At 44.8% G+C, this 18,818-nt stretch carries 13 protein-coding genes and 1 pseudogene; 8 read left to right on the forward strand and 6 right to left on the reverse strand.

The features are described 5' to 3' along the window. Window positions 1–184: pseudogene (locus tag AS194_RS13935) on the forward strand (IS3 family transposase); the annotation flags it as partial. 122 nt (window positions 185–306) lie between these two features. Here the strand turns inward: AS194_RS13935 and AS194_RS10275 are convergent. Beyond that, complete coding sequence (locus tag AS194_RS10275; RefSeq protein ID WP_083499664.1) at window positions 307–954, reverse strand: glutathione S-transferase; 648 nt, start codon at window positions 952–954, stop codon at window positions 307–309. Between the two features lie 584 nt (window positions 955–1,538). On the opposite strand from AS194_RS10275, the gene AS194_RS10280 reads away from it, so the two are divergent. The 4 genes from AS194_RS10280 (at window position 1,539) to AS194_RS10295 (ending at window position 6,027) form a co-directional block, all read left to right on the forward strand. Further along, on the forward strand, window positions 1,539–2,393 hold the full coding sequence (locus tag AS194_RS10280; RefSeq protein ID WP_058025426.1) for a thermostable hemolysin: 855 nt from the start codon (window positions 1,539–1,541) through the stop codon (window positions 2,391–2,393). A gap of 56 nt (window positions 2,394–2,449) precedes the next feature. Continuing rightward, window positions 2,450–4,075 (forward strand): AMP-binding protein, encoded by a 1,626-nt coding sequence (locus AS194_RS10285; protein ID WP_058025427.1) that lies wholly within the window; start codon window positions 2,450–2,452, stop codon window positions 4,073–4,075. Window positions 4,076–4,114: 39 nt separating this feature from the next. Beyond that, window positions 4,115–5,098: a TauD/TfdA family dioxygenase gene (locus tag AS194_RS10290; protein WP_227511635.1), complete on the forward strand. Its 984-nt coding sequence runs from the start codon at window positions 4,115–4,117 to the stop codon at window positions 5,096–5,098. Between the two features lie 77 nt (window positions 5,099–5,175). Beyond that, complete coding sequence (locus AS194_RS10295; protein WP_058025428.1) at window positions 5,176–6,027, forward strand: SDR family oxidoreductase; 852 nt, start codon at window positions 5,176–5,178, stop codon at window positions 6,025–6,027. Between the two features lie 34 nt (window positions 6,028–6,061). Here the strand turns inward: AS194_RS10295 and AS194_RS10300 are convergent, their stop codons facing one another. The 4 genes from AS194_RS10300 to AS194_RS10315 form a co-directional block, all read right to left on the reverse strand. After that, the gene (locus AS194_RS10300) at window positions 6,062–6,760 is read right to left on the reverse strand and encodes a VIT family protein (RefSeq protein ID WP_058025429.1); all 699 of its coding nucleotides are present in this window, start codon (window positions 6,758–6,760) and stop codon (window positions 6,062–6,064) included. A 78-nt stretch (window positions 6,761–6,838) separates the two neighbouring features. Next, window positions 6,839–8,323, reverse strand: a complete 1,485-nt coding sequence (locus tag AS194_RS10305) for an ATP-binding protein (RefSeq protein WP_058025430.1) — start codon at window positions 8,321–8,323, stop codon at window positions 6,839–6,841. 60 nt (window positions 8,324–8,383) lie between these two features. Next, on the reverse strand, window positions 8,384–9,055 hold the full coding sequence (locus AS194_RS10310) for a response regulator (RefSeq protein WP_058025431.1): 672 nt from the start codon (window positions 9,053–9,055) through the stop codon (window positions 8,384–8,386). A gap of 36 nt (window positions 9,056–9,091) precedes the next feature. Next, window positions 9,092–9,694 (reverse strand): cytochrome b/b6 domain-containing protein, encoded by a 603-nt coding sequence (locus AS194_RS10315; RefSeq protein ID WP_058025436.1) that lies wholly within the window; start codon window positions 9,692–9,694, stop codon window positions 9,092–9,094. Between the two features lie 374 nt (window positions 9,695–10,068). Here AS194_RS10315 and AS194_RS10320 point away from each other — a divergent pair, with 374 nt between their 5' ends. Together AS194_RS10320 and AS194_RS10325 are read left to right on the forward strand one after the other, a co-directional pair. Next, window positions 10,069–12,390 (forward strand): TonB-dependent receptor, encoded by a 2,322-nt coding sequence (locus AS194_RS10320; protein ID WP_083499665.1) that lies wholly within the window; start codon window positions 10,069–10,071, stop codon window positions 12,388–12,390. A 211-nt stretch (window positions 12,391–12,601) separates the two neighbouring features. Next, window positions 12,602–14,359: a multidrug ABC transporter permease/ATP-binding protein gene (locus AS194_RS10325; protein ID WP_058025432.1), complete on the forward strand. Its 1,758-nt coding sequence runs from the start codon at window positions 12,602–12,604 to the stop codon at window positions 14,357–14,359. A gap of 278 nt (window positions 14,360–14,637) precedes the next feature. Here AS194_RS10325 and AS194_RS10330 read toward each other — a convergent pair whose 3' ends face one another. Then, entirely contained in the window at window positions 14,638–16,140 is a 1,503-nt protein-coding gene (locus AS194_RS10330) for a PepSY-associated TM helix domain-containing protein (protein WP_058025433.1), read from the reverse strand. Window positions 16,141–16,572: 432 nt separating this feature from the next. Here AS194_RS10330 and AS194_RS10335 point away from each other — a divergent pair, with 432 nt between their 5' ends. Beyond that, window positions 16,573–18,753 (forward strand): TonB-dependent siderophore receptor, encoded by a 2,181-nt coding sequence (locus AS194_RS10335; RefSeq protein WP_058025434.1) that lies wholly within the window; start codon window positions 16,573–16,575, stop codon window positions 18,751–18,753. The last annotated feature ends 65 nt before the right edge of the window (window positions 18,754–18,818 follow it).

Below are 18,818 nucleotides of genomic sequence, written 5' to 3' on the forward strand. Positions count from 1 at the left end.
AAGCTTTAAGACAGAGTGGATGCCAAAAAACGGCTATGACAATATTGATGAGGCTCGGCAGGCAGTAAATGATTATATTTGGGGCTATTATCAAAGTGTAAGACCACACAGCTTTAATGAGTATTTAACACCGAGCGAGAAAGAGAGACTTTATTTCAACAAAAACCTCTTAAGTACTGTCTAAAAATATTTGACCACTACAAGTATACAATGTGTATTCTCCTACGTTCTTTCAAATCTATACTTTACCTACCACTCACCACTCACCACTCATGTGATCATATAAATAACTTCAAATACCAGATATTAACAAGGAAAAATCACCACCTCATCACCTTCTTGCCATGGTTCAAACTTAGTCATAACTTGCAAAAATAACGGATGCGCAAGCCAATCTTGTAACCACTGCTGCAATTTAGGGTATGGCAAACCATAAAACACCTCACGATCAACATGCGCAAATTGACGAACAAACGGCATGATACCAATATCCGCTGTGGTCACACTGTCTCCTAATAGATAGACATTTTTTGTCAATAGCGTCTCCAATACCTGCAAAAACACCTCGCCCCGCTGTCGATACTCGCTCTGCGTCATCTCAGGATACCGATCTGCATATTTGTATCGATCTAGCCAATATTTAAACTCATTGTCATTTTGTACAATCAAGGCATTTGCTTGCGGTAATGTATTTTTATCAAGTAAGCCGTGTGGGTCATTCTGCGCAAGTGCCCACATCATAATCTCGTCACTTTCTTCAATGACGGTCCCATCCGCCAACTGTAAAACGGGTACTGTCCCTTTTGGGCTAATCGCTAACATTTGCTCGGGTTTATTCTTCAGCGTAACCTCCCGCAGCGCTACAGACTGCTCGGCAAATAAAAGACCGAGACGGGCACGCATGGCATAGGGACAGCGGCGAAAAGAATACAATCGATGTCGCGGTAAAGTCATAGTTGTCTTCCACAATTGAATAAAAACTAAATAGCATATCAATAAGAACCAGTAGGCTCAAACACACTGATATGGTTTTTATTAGGGAGTAGGTAAATATTATTAGGCGCGATGAGATCACACCGATTTCACTCTCGATGTTGACGGCGTTTGCAGCACCTAAATTCTTGTTTGACTGATAAATAAACACCAAAAAACTCAAAATATAATCACAGTCAAAGTTATTATAATGGCAACTTATTGTTGGCTAAAAACCATTGACACCTATTGTAAATATCATTTTTTTGAATTTATACTGGACTATTTTCTATAGTATAAGGACTGATACATGCAGTTTTTGAGGATGATAAGTCAGCAGTTGAGTCGGTTTACGGCTTTAGGGCGAATCATGTCCGTGATTACTGCACATGAATGTTAGAGGTTAAATACTGGGCTAAATACTCGTTTCTAACTATATCGACTGCTAACTAACTATATCGCCTGTTAAAGACGATACTATCTTAAGGTTCAGTTAAGGTTGCTCCTTTATGATGCTTTCATGATGTTAATCGTGCTAAAAGCTTTTAAACATTTGGAGACAGCTGATGTCATTATCTATTGATAGCACTCATACCTTACAGAATGTTCTAAATACGACCTTTTATATTGAAGCGGTTAAGCCAATGTCAATATTGGAAGTGCAAGGCATACCCTCCTCCCTCTATATTCGTGCCAGTACGCAAATGCCAATAGCGACATCGCCTACTTCATATGCCCAAAACCAAGATGCCCAAGCATTTATCAAACGCATATATGAGTACATCCATCATGCACGGTTAAGCTACTTTATGCCCATCTTGTTTTCAGGTTTTGCCGATATGCCGTCTTATGGTGATTGGTTATCTGCTGATAATAGTAATGCATTGCCTGCGTTTAGAGGTACGAGCGTTGCTATCGGTCTAAAGCCCATCTGTGAAGATAAGATATTTTTAGAGCAGTATTTAAATGCTCCGATACAAAACGAAATCAGCAAAGTGGCAGGCGAGCCTGTCAGTCGTCAGCGTATTTTTGAGATTGGCAATTTGGCATCAGGCTGTGCTGGTAGCGCGCGGCTGATGATAGCATTTTTGGTGTTTTATTTATCTACCCCTACCCTGAATCCTACGACTCATAAATACCAAACCAAAGCAGACTGGGTCGTGTGTACTGGCACCGATGCGGTAAGGCATATACTGGCACATATGGGCATTCGCAGTCATGTCATTGCCAAGGCCACTGCAGAAGCGCTAGAAGACCCTGAGCAAGTATCATCATGGGGCCATTACTATCAGCACAATCCTTTAGTAGTTGCTATCAATGTGGCCGATGCTAAGCGGGTATGCGCCCCACATTATCGCTATACCGAAACGTTAGAGATGAATGCTACCACGCGTTTGACGCTAAATAAGATAGCCGTTTAATACGCATGCATTAGCCAACCAATAACACTGCACCACCACAAGACAGTGAGAATACTATGCCCCCCATTTATACGGCGATATGTCAGCATGCCCGCCAAACTCCCAAGCAGGTGGCGATACAAACGATAGCTGACTATAACACGACCAGTCTGACCTATGGCCAGCTACAACGCACGCTATCCGCGCTTCATCAAACATTAGAAACATGGCAAGGCAAGCGTGTCGCCTTATATGCGCATAACGATATAGATTGGATCATACTCGATTTGGCATTGAGTACCGTCGGCGCGGTCGTTGTGCCCATCCCCTTATTTTTTAGTGCCGCGCAAATTGCGCACTTACTACAAGATGCGCAGATAGAGATGGTATACGTTGGCGCTGGTTTACAACTGCCAACCATAGACAAGACGGATAATTGGATAATTGCTGATACACCAGAGACAAAAACCATCAAGTCTGAGCAGGCGACTCATATCACAGGCCGTTTTTATCAACTTGCTGGCACCATCACTGACCATACCTTCACCGCTCAAAATTTCTCTACCACTAGCGACTTTTGCAAAGTGACTTACACTTCAGGCAGTACGGGTATGCCAAAAGGCGTGTGTTTGGGTCAAGAGACATTGATGCGTATTGTCGAGTCGTTATCGGGCGCGCTCGCTGACACCTTGACAGATAACACTAATAACGTGCTAGAAGTGACCGATACCACAAGCAATTTTAGTCATTTGAGCGTGTTGCCTTTTGCCACTTTATTAGAAAATGTGGCAGGCGTCTACGTGAGCCTATACATGGGCCGTACTTTGATGACAGGGCACATTGATCAATTTGGTTTGTTATCCAATCAAGCTTTTGATGCCAAGCGCTTGATGACAACGGTACAAACATACCATATCGCCAGCGTTATTTTATTACCGCAAATGCTAAAAGCGATTTGCGAGCACATGGCCGCCAATGAAACAACCGAATCTAGCGCCAATGCTGCTGTGCCATCATTAAAGTTTATGGCAGTCGGCGGCGGCAAAGTCTCCCCTCAATTACTACAAGACGCCAGTGCCTTAAGCTTGCCTGTTTATGAAGGCTATGGCCTGTCTGAATGCGGCTCGGTGGTCAGTCTCAATACTCCAAAAGCCAATCGTACAGGCAGTGTCGGTAAACCGATGCCTCACGCATCAGTCAGCATCGCAGACAGTGGCGAGGTGATGGTAAAAGGCAATGCGATGCAAGGCTACCTAAACCATGACGATAGCAAGGATGACGATGGCATCATTGCCACAGGGGATATCGGTCATTTAGATGACGACGGCTATTTATACATCACGGGTCGACGCAAAAACGTGCTCATCAGTAGTTTTGGCCGTAATATCTCGCCTGAATGGGTAGAAGCGCAGCTCTCAACGCAGCCCATTATTTATCAGGTCGCGGTACTCGGAGACGGTGAGCCGCATTTGTCTGCGGTGATAGTCGCCAACCCCAACATGGTCGCAACGAGCAATAATCCACAATCTGCGATTGCGCAAGCGATAGATGTCGTTAACCAAACCTTGCCTGACTATGCGCGTATCCAACAGTGGCATCTCGCCGAGCACCCTTTTAGTACGGACAATGAATTATTGACTGATAACGGTAAGCTACGACGCGCGCACATTTTTACCGCTTATCAATCGGTACTCGGCTTATAACGGACGATTTTACCAGCAGTACAACAATAGGACCATATTATGCAAACCACTCTTATGCCAAATAATTTGATAGAAAACGACCTGATACAAAGCAACTTGATAAAAAGCGACGTTATCGAACTTGACACTTTTGAGGCACCAACCTCCCACGCGTCTGCTAGCGTATCCCTGCCTAAAATCGCTGATATTTTAATGGAGTTGCAAACCCATGGTTGGACGTTACTTCGAGGCTATCACTACGATGTAGAGACGTTTAGCCAATTGATGAGTCAACTTTGTCAAACCTTGACCTACGATCCCGCCCGCCAAAACATCACTTCTGAAGCGCAAAAAGTGGATGCAGGCACGCATGCTATTGGACTACATATCGAAAATGGCAATACGCCGATGCCGCCTGACGTCATTGCTTTTTTTAGTGAATTGAGCGCCAAAAAAGGCTCACAAACAACGATATGTGATGGGCATGCGGTGTATCAAGCGCTATCACCTGAGCTAAAAGCTACCTTTAGTCAGCCGATGCGTATCAGTCGCTATTTGCCTCAAGCCATTTGGCAAAATTACGTGGCGACTGCGACCGGCAGAGCAGACGCCGATCAAATAAGCTTGGATGATTTAGAGACATTTATCACGGCGACGACGAGCAAGACGTTAACGCATCACGTAGAACCTCAGACAGACGGCGGCGTTCGGTACGTATTACAGATACCTGCAATTCGAGAAGACAACGTAAGCGGACAACTGGCCTTTGCAAATACTTTACTTGGGCCCTCATTTAACTATGAAAAACCTGAGTTCACCCTAGCAAACGGTCAACACGTTGATGATGCGCTCCTAGATGAGCTGACTCAGCTTTGTGAAAAATACACTCAAGACATTGCGTGGCAAAATGGCGATGTGGTGATACTCGACAACAAACGCATCATGCATGGTCGTCGACAAATTGATGTGCCTTTAACAGAGCGTAAGCTGTATATTGCGATGGGGCTTGGCATTAGGCATGGCATTAATCACTCAAACGATTAGCAACAGCACATCTCACCACAATCCGCGCTTCAATAGTCCGTGCTCTAACAATCAATGTTCAACAAGGATTCGATATCATGACACCAGCTAATGGCCAATCAGACCTAGTACAAGCTACGCTCAATTACACCATGCTAATCGGTGCCACGGGTGGTATCGGGCAGGAGATCGCACGGCAATTATGTGCCAATAATCAGCCTGTCATTTTGGTCGGGCGTAACAACCAGACCTTGACTCATTTGGTAGATGAGTTGACCAAAGACTATCCTGATGTCCCGCTTGTGTCTCATACGTGTGATTTAAGCTCGCAGACATCGCAATCGCTACTGGTAGAGGGACTGGGTGAAATGACACAAGGCCATAGAAACGTCATTGATACGGTCATACTCAACGCAGGTATCAATGATTTTGCTTTGCTCACGGATCAAAATGATGACACGATTGAACAGATGATGCTCGTCAATGTGGCGTATCCACTACAGCTTATAAAAAGACTGCTACCTATCTTGATAGCGCAGCCTAGCCCGAGCCAAATTATCAGCGTTGGCTCAACCTTTGGCAGTATTGGCTACCCAGGTTTTAGTGCTTATGGCGCGAGCAAGTTTGCCTTACGCGGTGCAAGTGAAGCGTTAGGCCGCGAGTATGCCGACACCTCAGTGACGTTTCGCTATTTTGCGCCCAGAGCCACCAAAACCACCATGAATAAAGACGCAGTCGTCGCTATGAATGAGGCATTGAAAGTAAAAATGGACTTACCTGAGACTGTCGCAAAAGCACTGATTCACTTTATATCAACCGATCAGGCGCATCAGCATTTGGGGTTTCCTGAGCGTTTTTTTGCATGGCTCAATCGATTGTTTCCCAACATCGTTGGCAACGCCATTGTCAAAGACCTGCCCACCATCAAACAATATGCTAAAAAATCATAATAATCGGTTAGGGTGTCATGGCATAAATCTGCTGTTAAATCGCCACGCCAAATAAGCGACCAATTAACGAGGTTGCCACCATGGCAAGCACGCCCCAAACCACGACTCTGGTAGTCGCCGGAATCACAGGTGCACCGCCTAGACGAGCAGAGATAATACCAAGTAACATCAAGCCCACTATCGTCAAAGATGACAATGACCAAACCAGTGTTTCCGCTGGTAACAGTAATATCCCAATAATGGGTAGTATTGCCCCCGCTATAAATGATAGTCCCGAAGCCACTGAGGCATGAATGGGCTTTGCTTCACTAATATCCGTCAGGCCAATCTCATCACGGGCATGGGCTTCTAACGCATTGTGCTCAGTCAAGCTCACGGCCACTTGATGCGCCAAATCATGCTCAAGTCCACGCGCCTCATAAATCTTGGTAAGCTCAAGCAGCTCGCGCTCAGCATTGTGCCTCAGCTCATGTCGCTCTTTATCGAGATCCGCCTTTTCGGTATCCGCCTGTGATGAGACCGAGATATACTCGCCAGCCGCCATTGATAATGCACCTGCGGTCAGCGCCGCCATACCTGTCAGCAGCAATGTCTGACTGCTTGTACTGGCAGCAGCCACCCCAACCAATAGACTGGCGGTCGAAATCAACCCATCGTTCGCCCCCAGCACTGCTGCCCTCAACCAATGATTGCGATTGCTCAAATGTGCTTCGTCATGAATAGAATGATGCATAAAATCCTCAAAAGGTAGAGACGCGAATGGGTATGCCCTAGTGTAGCTGATACAGATTAAGACAGTATGCTTTATATCTTATAACGGTTTTGAGAGTGCGTTCTTACTGCTGACCGTTACGATAAAGCCTGTTTCTGGTTGAGGGCGGTTGGCAAATGCTAAGGTAAGATTGTGCAGATCGGCAATTCGATTGGCAATTGATAGCCCCAGCCCACTACCTATTTGGGTTTGACCGGCTGGACGATAGAAGCGCTCGCTTAGCCGCGCTAGCTGCTCTGGGTCTGCGCCCAAGCCATTATCCACCACTTTGATACTATCAGTATCCAACTGCAGTTCGATCTGGCAGCCCTCTGGGCAATAGCGAATGGCATTGTCTAATAGGTTGCGGATTAGCAATTTAAATAACACTGGATTAATAAGAATGGGTAAAATATCGGCAGGATTGTCACAGTGTACGGTACGTCTTAATTGGATGTATTTTTCTCGAGCCAAGCGGTTGACATCACTCAGCACAGTATCGGTGAGCAGCAGCCAGTCTGGACGTTCTAATTGCTCAAAAGGCAACTGCTGTTGTGGCTCTATTTTGGCTAACACCAATAACTGATCGACCAAATGGGTGGCGCGCTCAATACCATCGCTGATTTTTTGCGTGTGATAAAACAGTTGACTGTCGTTTTCTATACCAGACAGCTGTAATAGCTGCTGCTGCAAAAGATCGGCTTGTAGTTTGAGCGCAGCCAGTGGGCTACGCAGCTCATGAGAGGCATCAGCGGTAAAGCGCTGCTCCCGTGCTAGAGTGTCTGCCACTTTCACAAACAACACGTTTAACGCGGTCACTAAAGGCTGAATCTCTTGTGGGACGTCTGCTGTAATCGGACGATCGTCTTGTGGCTTGCGCTGTTCTACCTCAGAACTAATCTGACTTAATGGCATCAGTCCGTGTCGTATCAATCCGATAGTCAAGATCATTAAGGAAAGCAGCCCAATTAACATCGGCAGTACTTGCACAGACATCGCTTCAACAATCATTTCTCGGCGAGAGGCAAGGTTTTGACCAATAGCAATCACACGCTCCTCACCCATATCATCGCTACGATAGTCATCATGCGCATAAAACAACCGCCAGCGTTTACTAAAAGGGTTTAGACGCTGATAAATAGCGTTGTCCTCTTCTACAAAACCGCGCTGATCTGGCAAAAAAGAAAACGACTGTCCGTTCTCGTCAGCCGCTAATAAATGCCCCTCTTTATCCCAAATAGCAAAGCCCATGTAATCGTCTTCTGCATCACCCAAATCGCCTGACAGCGCCTTACTTTTTAAATTATATATTTTGGCGACGGGTTTTCCATTGTGCTCTGTCTCGTTATTATTGTCGCGGTCACTTTGCTCATCGTTATCAGCAGAGATGCCCATCAAATAACGAACCACTTGGGTGATTTGTGTGTCATTCATCTCATTGATTTCGTGCCACAACCGCCAAGCAATAAAACTTGACGTGACAAGCCACAGCAAAGGCAGACCAATGAGTAAGGAGATGAACAGTCGCTGCTGGATACTTTTCATAAGCTCATAGGTTGCTCATATATGGTTTGTATATTGAAAGCCAAATTGAATATAAACATATTAATGATTATGGGCTGGATTGAGATGGTAGCCGATACCGCGTTTGGTTAAAATAAAGTCATTGCCCAGCTTTTTGCGTAAATGATGGATATGTACTTCAATGGCATTGCTCTCAATATCCTGTTGCCAGCCATAGAGCTTGTCCTCTAAGCTTGCGCGGCTGTGAATCTGTTTGGGATGGGTCAGCATTTGCTCGAGTATCGCCACTTCTTTGATGGTGAGCTCAACGACTTGGCCTTGATAAGAGACTCGGTGATTGTGCGGCCAATAAGCGACGTCACCATAACGAATCTCAGGCTGGCTACGTCCTTGACTGCGCCGTATCAACGCCTGCAGGCGGGCAACCACTTCATCTAGTGCAAATGGCTTGACCAGATAATCATCGGCGCCCGCATTGAGTCCAGCCACGCGGTTGGCAATCGCGTCACGAGCCGTAATGATCAATACCGGCGTATCTAGCTGTTTGTAGCGCCAATTTTGTAGCACCGTCATGCCATCCCCTCTTGGCAAGGTCAAATCAAGTAGCACCGCGTCAAACATACCCTCTTGCAGTGCCATCTCACCTTGCTTGGCATCACTAAACCAATCGACCATCATACCATGGCTTTTGAGTCCAACAACGAGACTTTCAGCGATATTGCTATCATCTTCTATTAATAGTATGCGTGCCATGATTGTCCTATTACGTTATGTACTCTATTGTCTTTTTTATTGTGGGCGACGCGGCGTCACCGTTTTATTACCCGTTATCATCGACTTGATCAGGTTTTGCCTTTCCCAATAGCTCATGGCAATCGCAGAGATAATATGCAGCGGCACCAACAAGTATAAACTATTGGCCAGTATCTCATGAACTTCTTCAAGGACATCTTTACTGGCAAAAATGTTGGCTTCCATCAGATAGCCACTAATACCCAAGCCAATAATCACCGCCCATAACGCAAACATCATCAGGGCAGCCAATGGATTATGACCCAAATGCTGCTCGTCTGTGTGGCGAATACTCAAATCAGATAGGTGGTGCTTAATACGAGACGGCGTGGGGAAAAAGTCACTGAAACGTGCATAACGCGTCCCCACAAAGCCCCAAAGTAGACGGATAACCACTAGCCCCACCACGATATAACCGACATATTGATGCAGCTCACTACCTTCTTCGGTAAACAGCAAATTGGCAGTGATACCAGCCGCGACGGCCCAGTGAGTCACTCTAACCAAAGTGTCCCAAACTCGTACTTGTCGAGTTTTAGGAGTATTTGATAAAGACATATCAGGCTCGTGTGCCGGATTGCTTGTGCTATGTTGGGTCATGACCGTCACTCCTTTAATGGTTCGTTTGTTTTTGACGACATGATTGCTAAACATCGAATCTAGGCGAGATACCGCTAGTAGACTCGCCATCACATCGTTTGCTCTACCGCTATTACAACAAACAAACCTTAAGAGGAGCTTAGGAAACTAAGAATTCGAACTTTAAAGTAGTGAATAATCTACCTGACATTCATAGATAATTAAAAGTACATTTCAAAACAAGAAATTGAGCAGGCAAGACCACTATTGGCAATATAAATAATACATTTAAAATTTTAACCTGAAAATATATTTAGCATTAGCTCCGTAATAATATTGATAATGAAAATTATTATCAATATAATAACGATTTAAATTACATGCTGGAAATATTCATGCAATTGTCTCGCTTATCTGCTGCGTTATTTAATCTTTCGAATGTATCTGGTTCTTCTCTACGATTAGCATCTATACCTTCTAGATTGGTATCGACTAAATCCCTCTCTTTAAAGACACTATGCTCAACCTGTCTATCTACTTCTGTCATCGTATTAACAACGAGTCAATCGGCATGGGCACAGGCAGATGATGTAGATGCTCAAACCACTCCTAATGTGGTACTTGATACTATCGTCGTCACTAGTAGCGCTGATGCTTCAGCGGATGGATTGCCAGATGCTTATGAAGGTGGCCAAGTTGCGACCGGTAGCCGCGTCGGAATCTTGGGTAACCAAGACATCATGGATACGCCGTTCTCTACCACCTCATACACCAATGAATATATCACCAATCAGCAAGCCCAAAGTGTAGGCGATCTACTCAAAAAAGACCCAACCGTCCGCGTGGCAAGGGGTTTTGGTAACTTCCAAGAAGCCTACTTTATGCGCGGTTTCATCACCACATCAGATGACACCATGTACAATGGTCTATACGGCATCTTACCAAGACAGTACATTGCAACTGAATTGTTTGAACGGGTGGAAGTCCAACGCGGCGCTTCTGCCATGCTAAATGGTGCAGCACCCAGTGGCGGTAACGCAGGTGGTACAATCAATTTGCTACCGAAACGTGCTAGTAATGAGCCACTACGTGAAGTGACGCTTGGTTATGGTCAAGGTGACCAAGGTAAGGTCGCGGTAGATGTCAGTGATCGCTTTGGTAGCGATGATGCTATTGGTGTTCGTTTTAATGCTGCTTATCAAGATGGTGACAGTGCTATCGATGATGAGTCGTCGACCTTGGGTCTGGCTGCCCTTGGTTTGGACTATAGAGGGGATCAGTATCGCCTATCAGCAGATTTAGGCTGGCAAGACAATAAGCTGTCAGAGACTCGTCCTAGTGTCAATCTTGGTGGGGTGTCTAGTGTACCAAATGCGCCAGACGGCTCAAAAAATTGGGCGCAGCCTTGGACCTACTCAGATGAAAAGGATGTCTTTGGTACGATCCGAGGAGAATATGACTTTAATGACAATATTACCGCTTATGGTGCATACGGTGTGCGAAGTGGCGAGGAAGAAAACTCACTAGCCACGTTAACTGTCAACAACGTTGATGGTGCGGGTACAGTTTATCGCTTTGACAATACTCGAGAAGATAAAGTACAAAGCGCCGAGCTCGGTCTGCGTGGTAAATGGCAAACGGGTAAAATTGGTCATGATTGGGTGTTAGCAGCTGATATATACGATCAAGAAGAAAAAGGCGCTTACGCTTTTGATTTTGGTAACCAACTCGCAACCAATTTGTACAACCCAACCGACTACACTGAAGTCCCTTTTACAAGCACAGCAGTCTTCGGTGGAAATTTAGACGACCCCAAATTAACCAATAAAAAGCAGTTCCAAAGCTTTGCGCTAGCAGACACCATATCACTGTTCGACGATAAGCTAAAAACCACTTTAGGCGTGCGTCATCAGAACTTAAAAACCACCAGCTATGATGCCAACACGCAGGCAGAAACGGCTCATTACGATAAGAGTGAGTGGACCCCAAGTATCGGTATTGTCTATCAGCCAACAATGGACTGGTCTGTGTATGGTAATTATATCGAAAGTCTAGCAGCGGGAAAAAGAGCACCTCTAGAGAATAATGGCAATCCTGTTACCAATGCAGGACAAGACTTAGCTCCCTATGTAAGCGAACAAACTGAAATTGGCGTGAAGTATGACAACGGGCTTATTGGCAGTAGTCTCGCTGTCTTCCGAACTGATGAACCACGTGCTTATACCAACAACTCAAATACGTTTACTGCGGCTGGAGAAAACCGCCATCAAGGTGTGGAGTTGACTGTCTTTGGTAGCCCAAGTGAAAACATGCGCCTCAATGCTGGTGTTACTTACTTAAGTGCTGAGCAAAAAGACACTGGTGATAGTGCATTAGATGGCAATCGAGTGATTGGTGCGCCTACCTTACAGAGCAATGTCAACCTAGAGTATGATTTAGCCGCAGTTGAAGGACTGACATTAACGGGCGATATTATCCACACAGGCTCTCGTTATTCGGATAATGCCAATACCTTAAAGGTTGATGGTTATACGACCTTAGACCTTGGTGCACGCTATCGCACTACGCTAGCAGGACAAGACGTTACTCTAAAAGGCGTGGTAACCAATGTCACGGGTGAAGATTATTGGCAGTCAGTAGGCGGTTATGCAGATTCAGGCTATCTAAATGCAGGTGAGCCAACGGCCTTAAAAGTGTCAGCCACATTCAATTTTTAACATATATCAGCTATAGTTGATTCAATTTAAAAGTAGTACAAGGCAGCCCAGTGCAGATGTATATGTGATACTTGAAGCGAGGTTAACGCTGTAATTCTTTTATAGAGAATTGACTATAAAACGTACTTATCTAACTAACTTCAGTAAAAGGGATTAGGTGTGACCTATTCCCTTTTATGCCATCAAACATCCATACTATTACTGAGTCACTATGTCCTCTCGTGCCAGCGTTTCTCTACATCATATGATTTGGGCACAGTATCGTCTGCCCTTTCTAAAAGTCATTTTACTCAACTTAATCAATGCTGCCGTCAGTGTGGGTATCATTGCTTATATCAACCAAACCTTTATCAGCCAGTCTGAGCTGACAACCTTATCATGGTCGAGCTTAGGGCAGTTTGCTCTGCTCGTGCTGCTGTTGCTGGTGACTACCTTCGTATCGCAATACGCACTCACCCGTTTGGGGCACAAGTTTGTCTATGAGCTCAGAACCAAGCTGGTCAAACAAATCATCGATACCACCGTTCCTCAGATAGATCATTTGGGTAGTGCGCGGTTACTTGCCAGTCTATCCTCAGATATTCAGTCTATTACCGTCGCCTTTGTTCGGATGCCGGAGTTGGTGCAAGGCGTTATCCTCTCTGTTGGTGTGGGGTTATATCTGGGCTGGCTGTCGCTACCATTACTGCTGATTGTCATGTTTTGGATTGCGATGACGATTTGGATAAGCACCCTATTGGTCAAGCATGTCTATACACATTTGACAAAGTTGAGAGAGATTAATGACGTCTTATATCAGGATTATCAATCGATTATAGAAGGTCGTAAAGAGCTGGCACTTAACCAACACCGAGCAGAAAAATTGTATACAGATGATTTTTTGGCCCATGCTAAATCCTATGAAAAGACTGTCACCAAGTCTGATACTTTTCATTTATCAGCGGTGAATTGGTCAAATATTATGATGTTTGCATCGATTGGGGTGATATTTGCCATATCAAATTATCTCGGCATCTCGATGGGCATCGCCACTACTTTTTCTTTAACGATTCTATTTATGCAGTCGCCGCTGCTTCACGCCGTCGGTGCATATCCAACACTACAGACGGCTCAAGTCGCCCTAGACAAAATACAGTCGCTAGAACTGGCTGAGCACCAACCTTTATTTAGAACGGACAACACCAGCCAACACTGGCAAACCATCTCGCTAACTGATGTTAACTATCGCTACAATGTTTCCAATAACAATGTTTCGAATGCCAGTGATAATGCCAATAATAGCAATGATACTGATGCTCAGGCATTAATAGCTAAAGACAGCGATCACTCTGGTAATATTTTAAAAGACGTTAATCTAACGCTACGACGAGGCGATGTGGTGTTTCTGATCGGGGCGAATGGTAGCGGCAAATCGACACTTGCCAAGATTATTACAGGCATTTTCACCCCTACCACAGGTGTGGTAACCATCGACAAACAGCCCGTTGATTCACAGAATAATGCCGATTATAGACAGCTGTATTCTGCCATTTTTAGCGATCAGCATATTTTTAAGCAATTGATTGGCAGACAAGGACAGCAGCCAGACGAAGCACTGGTCAATGCGTGGCTGCATAAATTGAACTTGCAAGATAAAATAAGTGTGGCTGACAACCAGCTGTCTACCGATAAGCTATCGCAAGGACAACGCAAACGCTTGGCCATGCTTATTGCTGTCGCTGAACAAAAAGACATCTTGTTACTCGACGAGTGGGCTGCGGACCAAGATCCTGCGTTTCGCCGCGTGTTCTATCAAACCCTAATCCCTGAGTTAAAAGCACTCGGTAAAACGCTGTTTATTATCAGTCACGATGATGGTTACTTTGAGCATGCAGATCGACTGTTACTCATGAAACAAGGCCGCCTCATTGAGCTCAATGCTGAAGAGCGACAGCGGGCGAGTAAAGATGCCATTGCCATGTTGGCGTAAGTGTTCACTTAGTAAAAAGTCAATCACGGATAATAACAGAAGCGGGAAATCTTGGTACAAGATGCCCCGCTTCTATTGGGGTGTGTCTTCATTTTAAAAATGGTAATAAAAATGAGATAAATTGCCGTCAAACAAGGAAAATAGTGTCGATAATATCGAGATATTAACCAGCTATTTGACGCGGTTTGGCAAAATTTAGCCATTTTTAGCCCATTTAGATGATCATCGATTGAATTGAAGACATGCCCTAAATAAGAATAACTTTTTGCACCATTTATTTACTTTAATAATCTCTGCAAAAACCCAACACGAGAAATCACTAAAAAGTCCAATAACGCAATAATCACAATCGCAATAATGGCAGTTGGGAATATGATAGCCACTGCCAATAAAGGAATAGCGAGCGGCCACCAAACGGTAAAACGCTGCCCACGCGCTGGCGGGTTGAGGCCGCGATACTCACTAGCATGACGCGGGCGACGCTGCCACCACATGACATAGCCACTCACACACATGGCAATCACCGATAGACAAAACAGCACATTGGCCAGTAAGCTCCACCAGCCGAGCGTGCCCATATGCAGTGCGAGACCTGCCGCCATAAACTTACCAAAAGCATTGTAATCATCATAGCGTATATCCGCCAAGATATTGCCCGAATAGCGGTCGATATGTACCGTGCGATCAGCCGTTGGGCTCTTCATATCGTAGCTCATGGAGTCTTGGCTAATCGTCCAGACGCCAGTACTGCCTTGGGGCAGATTTAATTGATAACGCCCGTTAAACCCAATTTCACGAGCAAATCGATCTACGGTATCAATCATAATGGGTATATTAGGCGCAATACCATCCTTCCCCATGGTCGTGCCAGATACGGGCATCGGTGTCAGCTCAAGCACCCAAGGTACTTCTTTGGCTGTACCCGAGTTCAAGACACTGCCATGCGTAGGCACGACAGCGGGCGTCGATCCATGAACATGGGGCGCAGCATCGGCGTTGTCCATATCCATACCAGCCTGATGCTGACTGTGGTCGATAGAGACAGGCACTGGTGCCACGCCCCATTTCCCTGCAGGAAACTGACTCCATGCTTGCACGACTCTCTCGCCCCATACACCTGCCCACGCCATTCCTGATATACAAAAAAACAGCAGTAACATAGATATCCAGCTACCGAGCGTGGCATGAATAATACGGATAAATGAGCGTTTTTTCTTATTAGGCGCAGTGTCATTAGGAATAAGCATGGCTTTGATGGATTTGCGTTTTTGCCACCATAGATACCAGCCCGACAATATCAGCAAAATCGTTAATGAAGCAGCCGTCTCTAACAGATAATCACCAAATTTACCCAATAGCAAATCACTATGAATACTGTCAAAGGTATAGTACAGATTGCTATTGGCAGGACGACTAGCAACGATGTCGGCTGTGTAAGGGTTCACTGCCACCATATTATCGTGATCTGCTGACTTGATCTGAAACAAGGCAACCGTATCCGTATCACGCGGTGCAATATATTTAATCAGTGTACTGTCAGGTAGCGTGCTTAGCGCATTTTTTGCTTGCGTCGCGACGGGAGCCCGAACTGTCGATTCTGGAATAGCGACGGTTAAACGGTCATTATCACGGCCTGCGGTATTGGACATAAACAGCATACCAAGTGCGCTACACGCTAGGATAATTAAAAAAGGCGCGACAAACATCCCTGCATAAAAATGCCAACGCCATACCGTAAAATAGCGTTGGTTATTGGTAGATTGGTTGGAGGGTGTGTCCATAAATGTGACCTTAAACAATCTTTGGTTGCTCAATGAACAACGTAAACCTATCGATAATAATGGTATATCTGCTTACAAGACCAATTTTAAAGAGTCTCGAAGCGAGCTAGAATAAAGCCGTACAGTAACGTCGATACAGCGATGTAAAATTCTACTGTAAATAATTGTATTCAGAATGCTGCTGCATAATACGAGAAAAACCTGACAAAAACCATCTTTTAAAATACATCGCACAAAACAGCAAGTCTGCGTGACTTTATTCGAAATACTCTGTTTTTAGCTTCTTATTAATAGTGCAAATACTTCTCAAAACTGACTCTTTGTAATTTTTTAATGATAATAATTATCATTAGTGTTATTATTAGCGTCGTTGTAAATTTGCTTTAACTGTCACAAATAACATTTAATCATTTTAGTCCAAGAGGAAATCTGATGCGGTCTCATCTAACCACTAACGTTATTCGCAAAAAATATCTCACCACAGCAGTACAAATTGGCCTGATCATGAGTATGAGTCACGCCGCTTACGCTGTAGAGACGACAAACAATACTGAAAACGATGAGGCTGCTACACCATCAGCTACCTTGGATACAATTACCGTTTATTCAGATGGCTATCGCAGTACGGGCACCAAAACTGCCTTAGACCCCAATGATGCACCAATGAGTTATACCAGAATTGACCAAGACCTTTTACAAAAACGCCAAGCGGATAGTGTCAATGCTGCTCTACGCTATGAGCCTGGTGTGAGCACTGAGAGTCGTGGCACGGTCTCTATCTTTGACGAGTACAACATCCGCGGGTTTAAAACCTATTCAAACTTTTATGACGGTCTAAGATTGCCTTATGATGGTGCATATAACCTGATGCCCCAAGTCGATGTCTATGCGACTGAAGCGGTCGAGGTAGTGAAAGGTTCGGCATCTTCATTGTATGGTTATGCAGCACCTGGCGGTATGGTCAATCAAATCGCCAAAGCCCCTAAAAGCACGCAAGAGAACGAAATCCAGCTGCGACTGGGTAATCAAAATCTAAAAGAAGTGGCCGTCGATAGTACGGGGCCTATCACGGACACCTTGAACTATCGCTTAGTCGCGCTAAAACGCCAAAAAGACGGTCAAATGCAAACCACAGAAGAAGAGCGATTGTTGATTAATCCATCGCTTGAATGGCAAGCGACGGATGATGTCTCAATACTTGCCAATCTGTTTTATCAAGATGATCCCGAAATGGTGCCCTCTACCCCATTACCTGCTGTCGGCACTGTCTACAAGGCAAGCTACGGCAAATTGGGTAGTGATGCTTATGCAGGCGACGAATGGAATAAATTTAGCAAAGAAGTATTCATGCCAAGCGTCACCGTCAATTGGGACATCAATGATCAGTTGACCTTTAAACACATCACGCGCTATACCGATGCCGAAGCGCAGCAACGCAATATGTATAATGATGAAGGATTTGTAGAGGGTAGTGATACGATTTTAGACCGTATAGCTTACACAACAGATGAAAGCATGAAAAACTGGACCACAGACAACCAACTGGCCTATAAGTTTGATACCGCCAATACCTCACATAATCTATTGTTTGGTGTTGAGTATCAAGAGACAGACAGCACGGCAACTTATTATGACGCTGGCGCAGATGGTACACCAAACCTTGACTTATCGAATCCAGATTTTTCACAAATCAGCACCGATATTCTACCATTAGATACCTTTAGTCGATACGATGATATCGAACAAAGCCAGCTTGGACTCTATGTGCAAGATGAAATGACGTGGCAAGACTGGACAGTGGTGGCAGGCTTACGACATGATAAATTCAAAAGTACCCTTGATCGAACCGATACATCGAAAGGTGTAATCCCTAGTGAAAAAATGATCAACAATGACGCGTCAGAAACCAGTGGACGTCTTGCTGCTATTTATAACTTTGATAATGGTCTATCACCGTTTTTGAGCTACTCACAGTCGTTTCAACCAGTTGTTGGTAGCAACTTCATTACCAATGAAGCATTTGAACCAACCACGGCCGATCAATTAGAAGCTGGCGTCAAATATCTATCACCAGACCGTGCTACTCAAGGAACGCTTGCCGTATTCGATATCACGCAAAAAAATGTCGTGGTGTCAGATTACGTCAACTATACAAATCAAACACAAACTGGTGAAATTGAGTCAAAAGGCTTTGAAGTTTCAGCCAGTCGTATGCTCAATGATTGGGTAGATCTCTCGGCAAGCTATAGCTACACCGACGCTGAGATCACAGAAGAAGAAATTAATCCTGAAGTGATCGGCAATACTCCTGCCCAAATAGCCAAGCACAAAGCCACGCTATGGGCCGACTACTATGCGACAGACAAACTCACTCTCAATGCAGGTGTTCGCTATGAAGGTGGGATGCAGTTAGACAAGCAAAATTCAGATGAGCTACCAAGTGTGACGTTGGTCGATATTGGCGGTAATTATCAGATCAACCCAATGCTCGCTGTCGGCGCGAGTATCAATAATCTGTTTGATAAACGTTACGTTGGTGCTTGTTATGATATTAACAATTGCTGGATGGGGCCTGAGCGTGAAATGTCGGTCAGCCTAAAAGCCAGTTTTTAAACCTGATTTTTTAAACTTAACAAGACGGTTATTAGGGTGTGTTGAACATTCGACCATGGCACTGA

This window comes from Psychrobacter piscatorii (assembly GCF_001444505.1).
Lineage (GTDB): Bacteria > Pseudomonadota > Gammaproteobacteria > Pseudomonadales > Moraxellaceae > Psychrobacter > Psychrobacter piscatorii_B.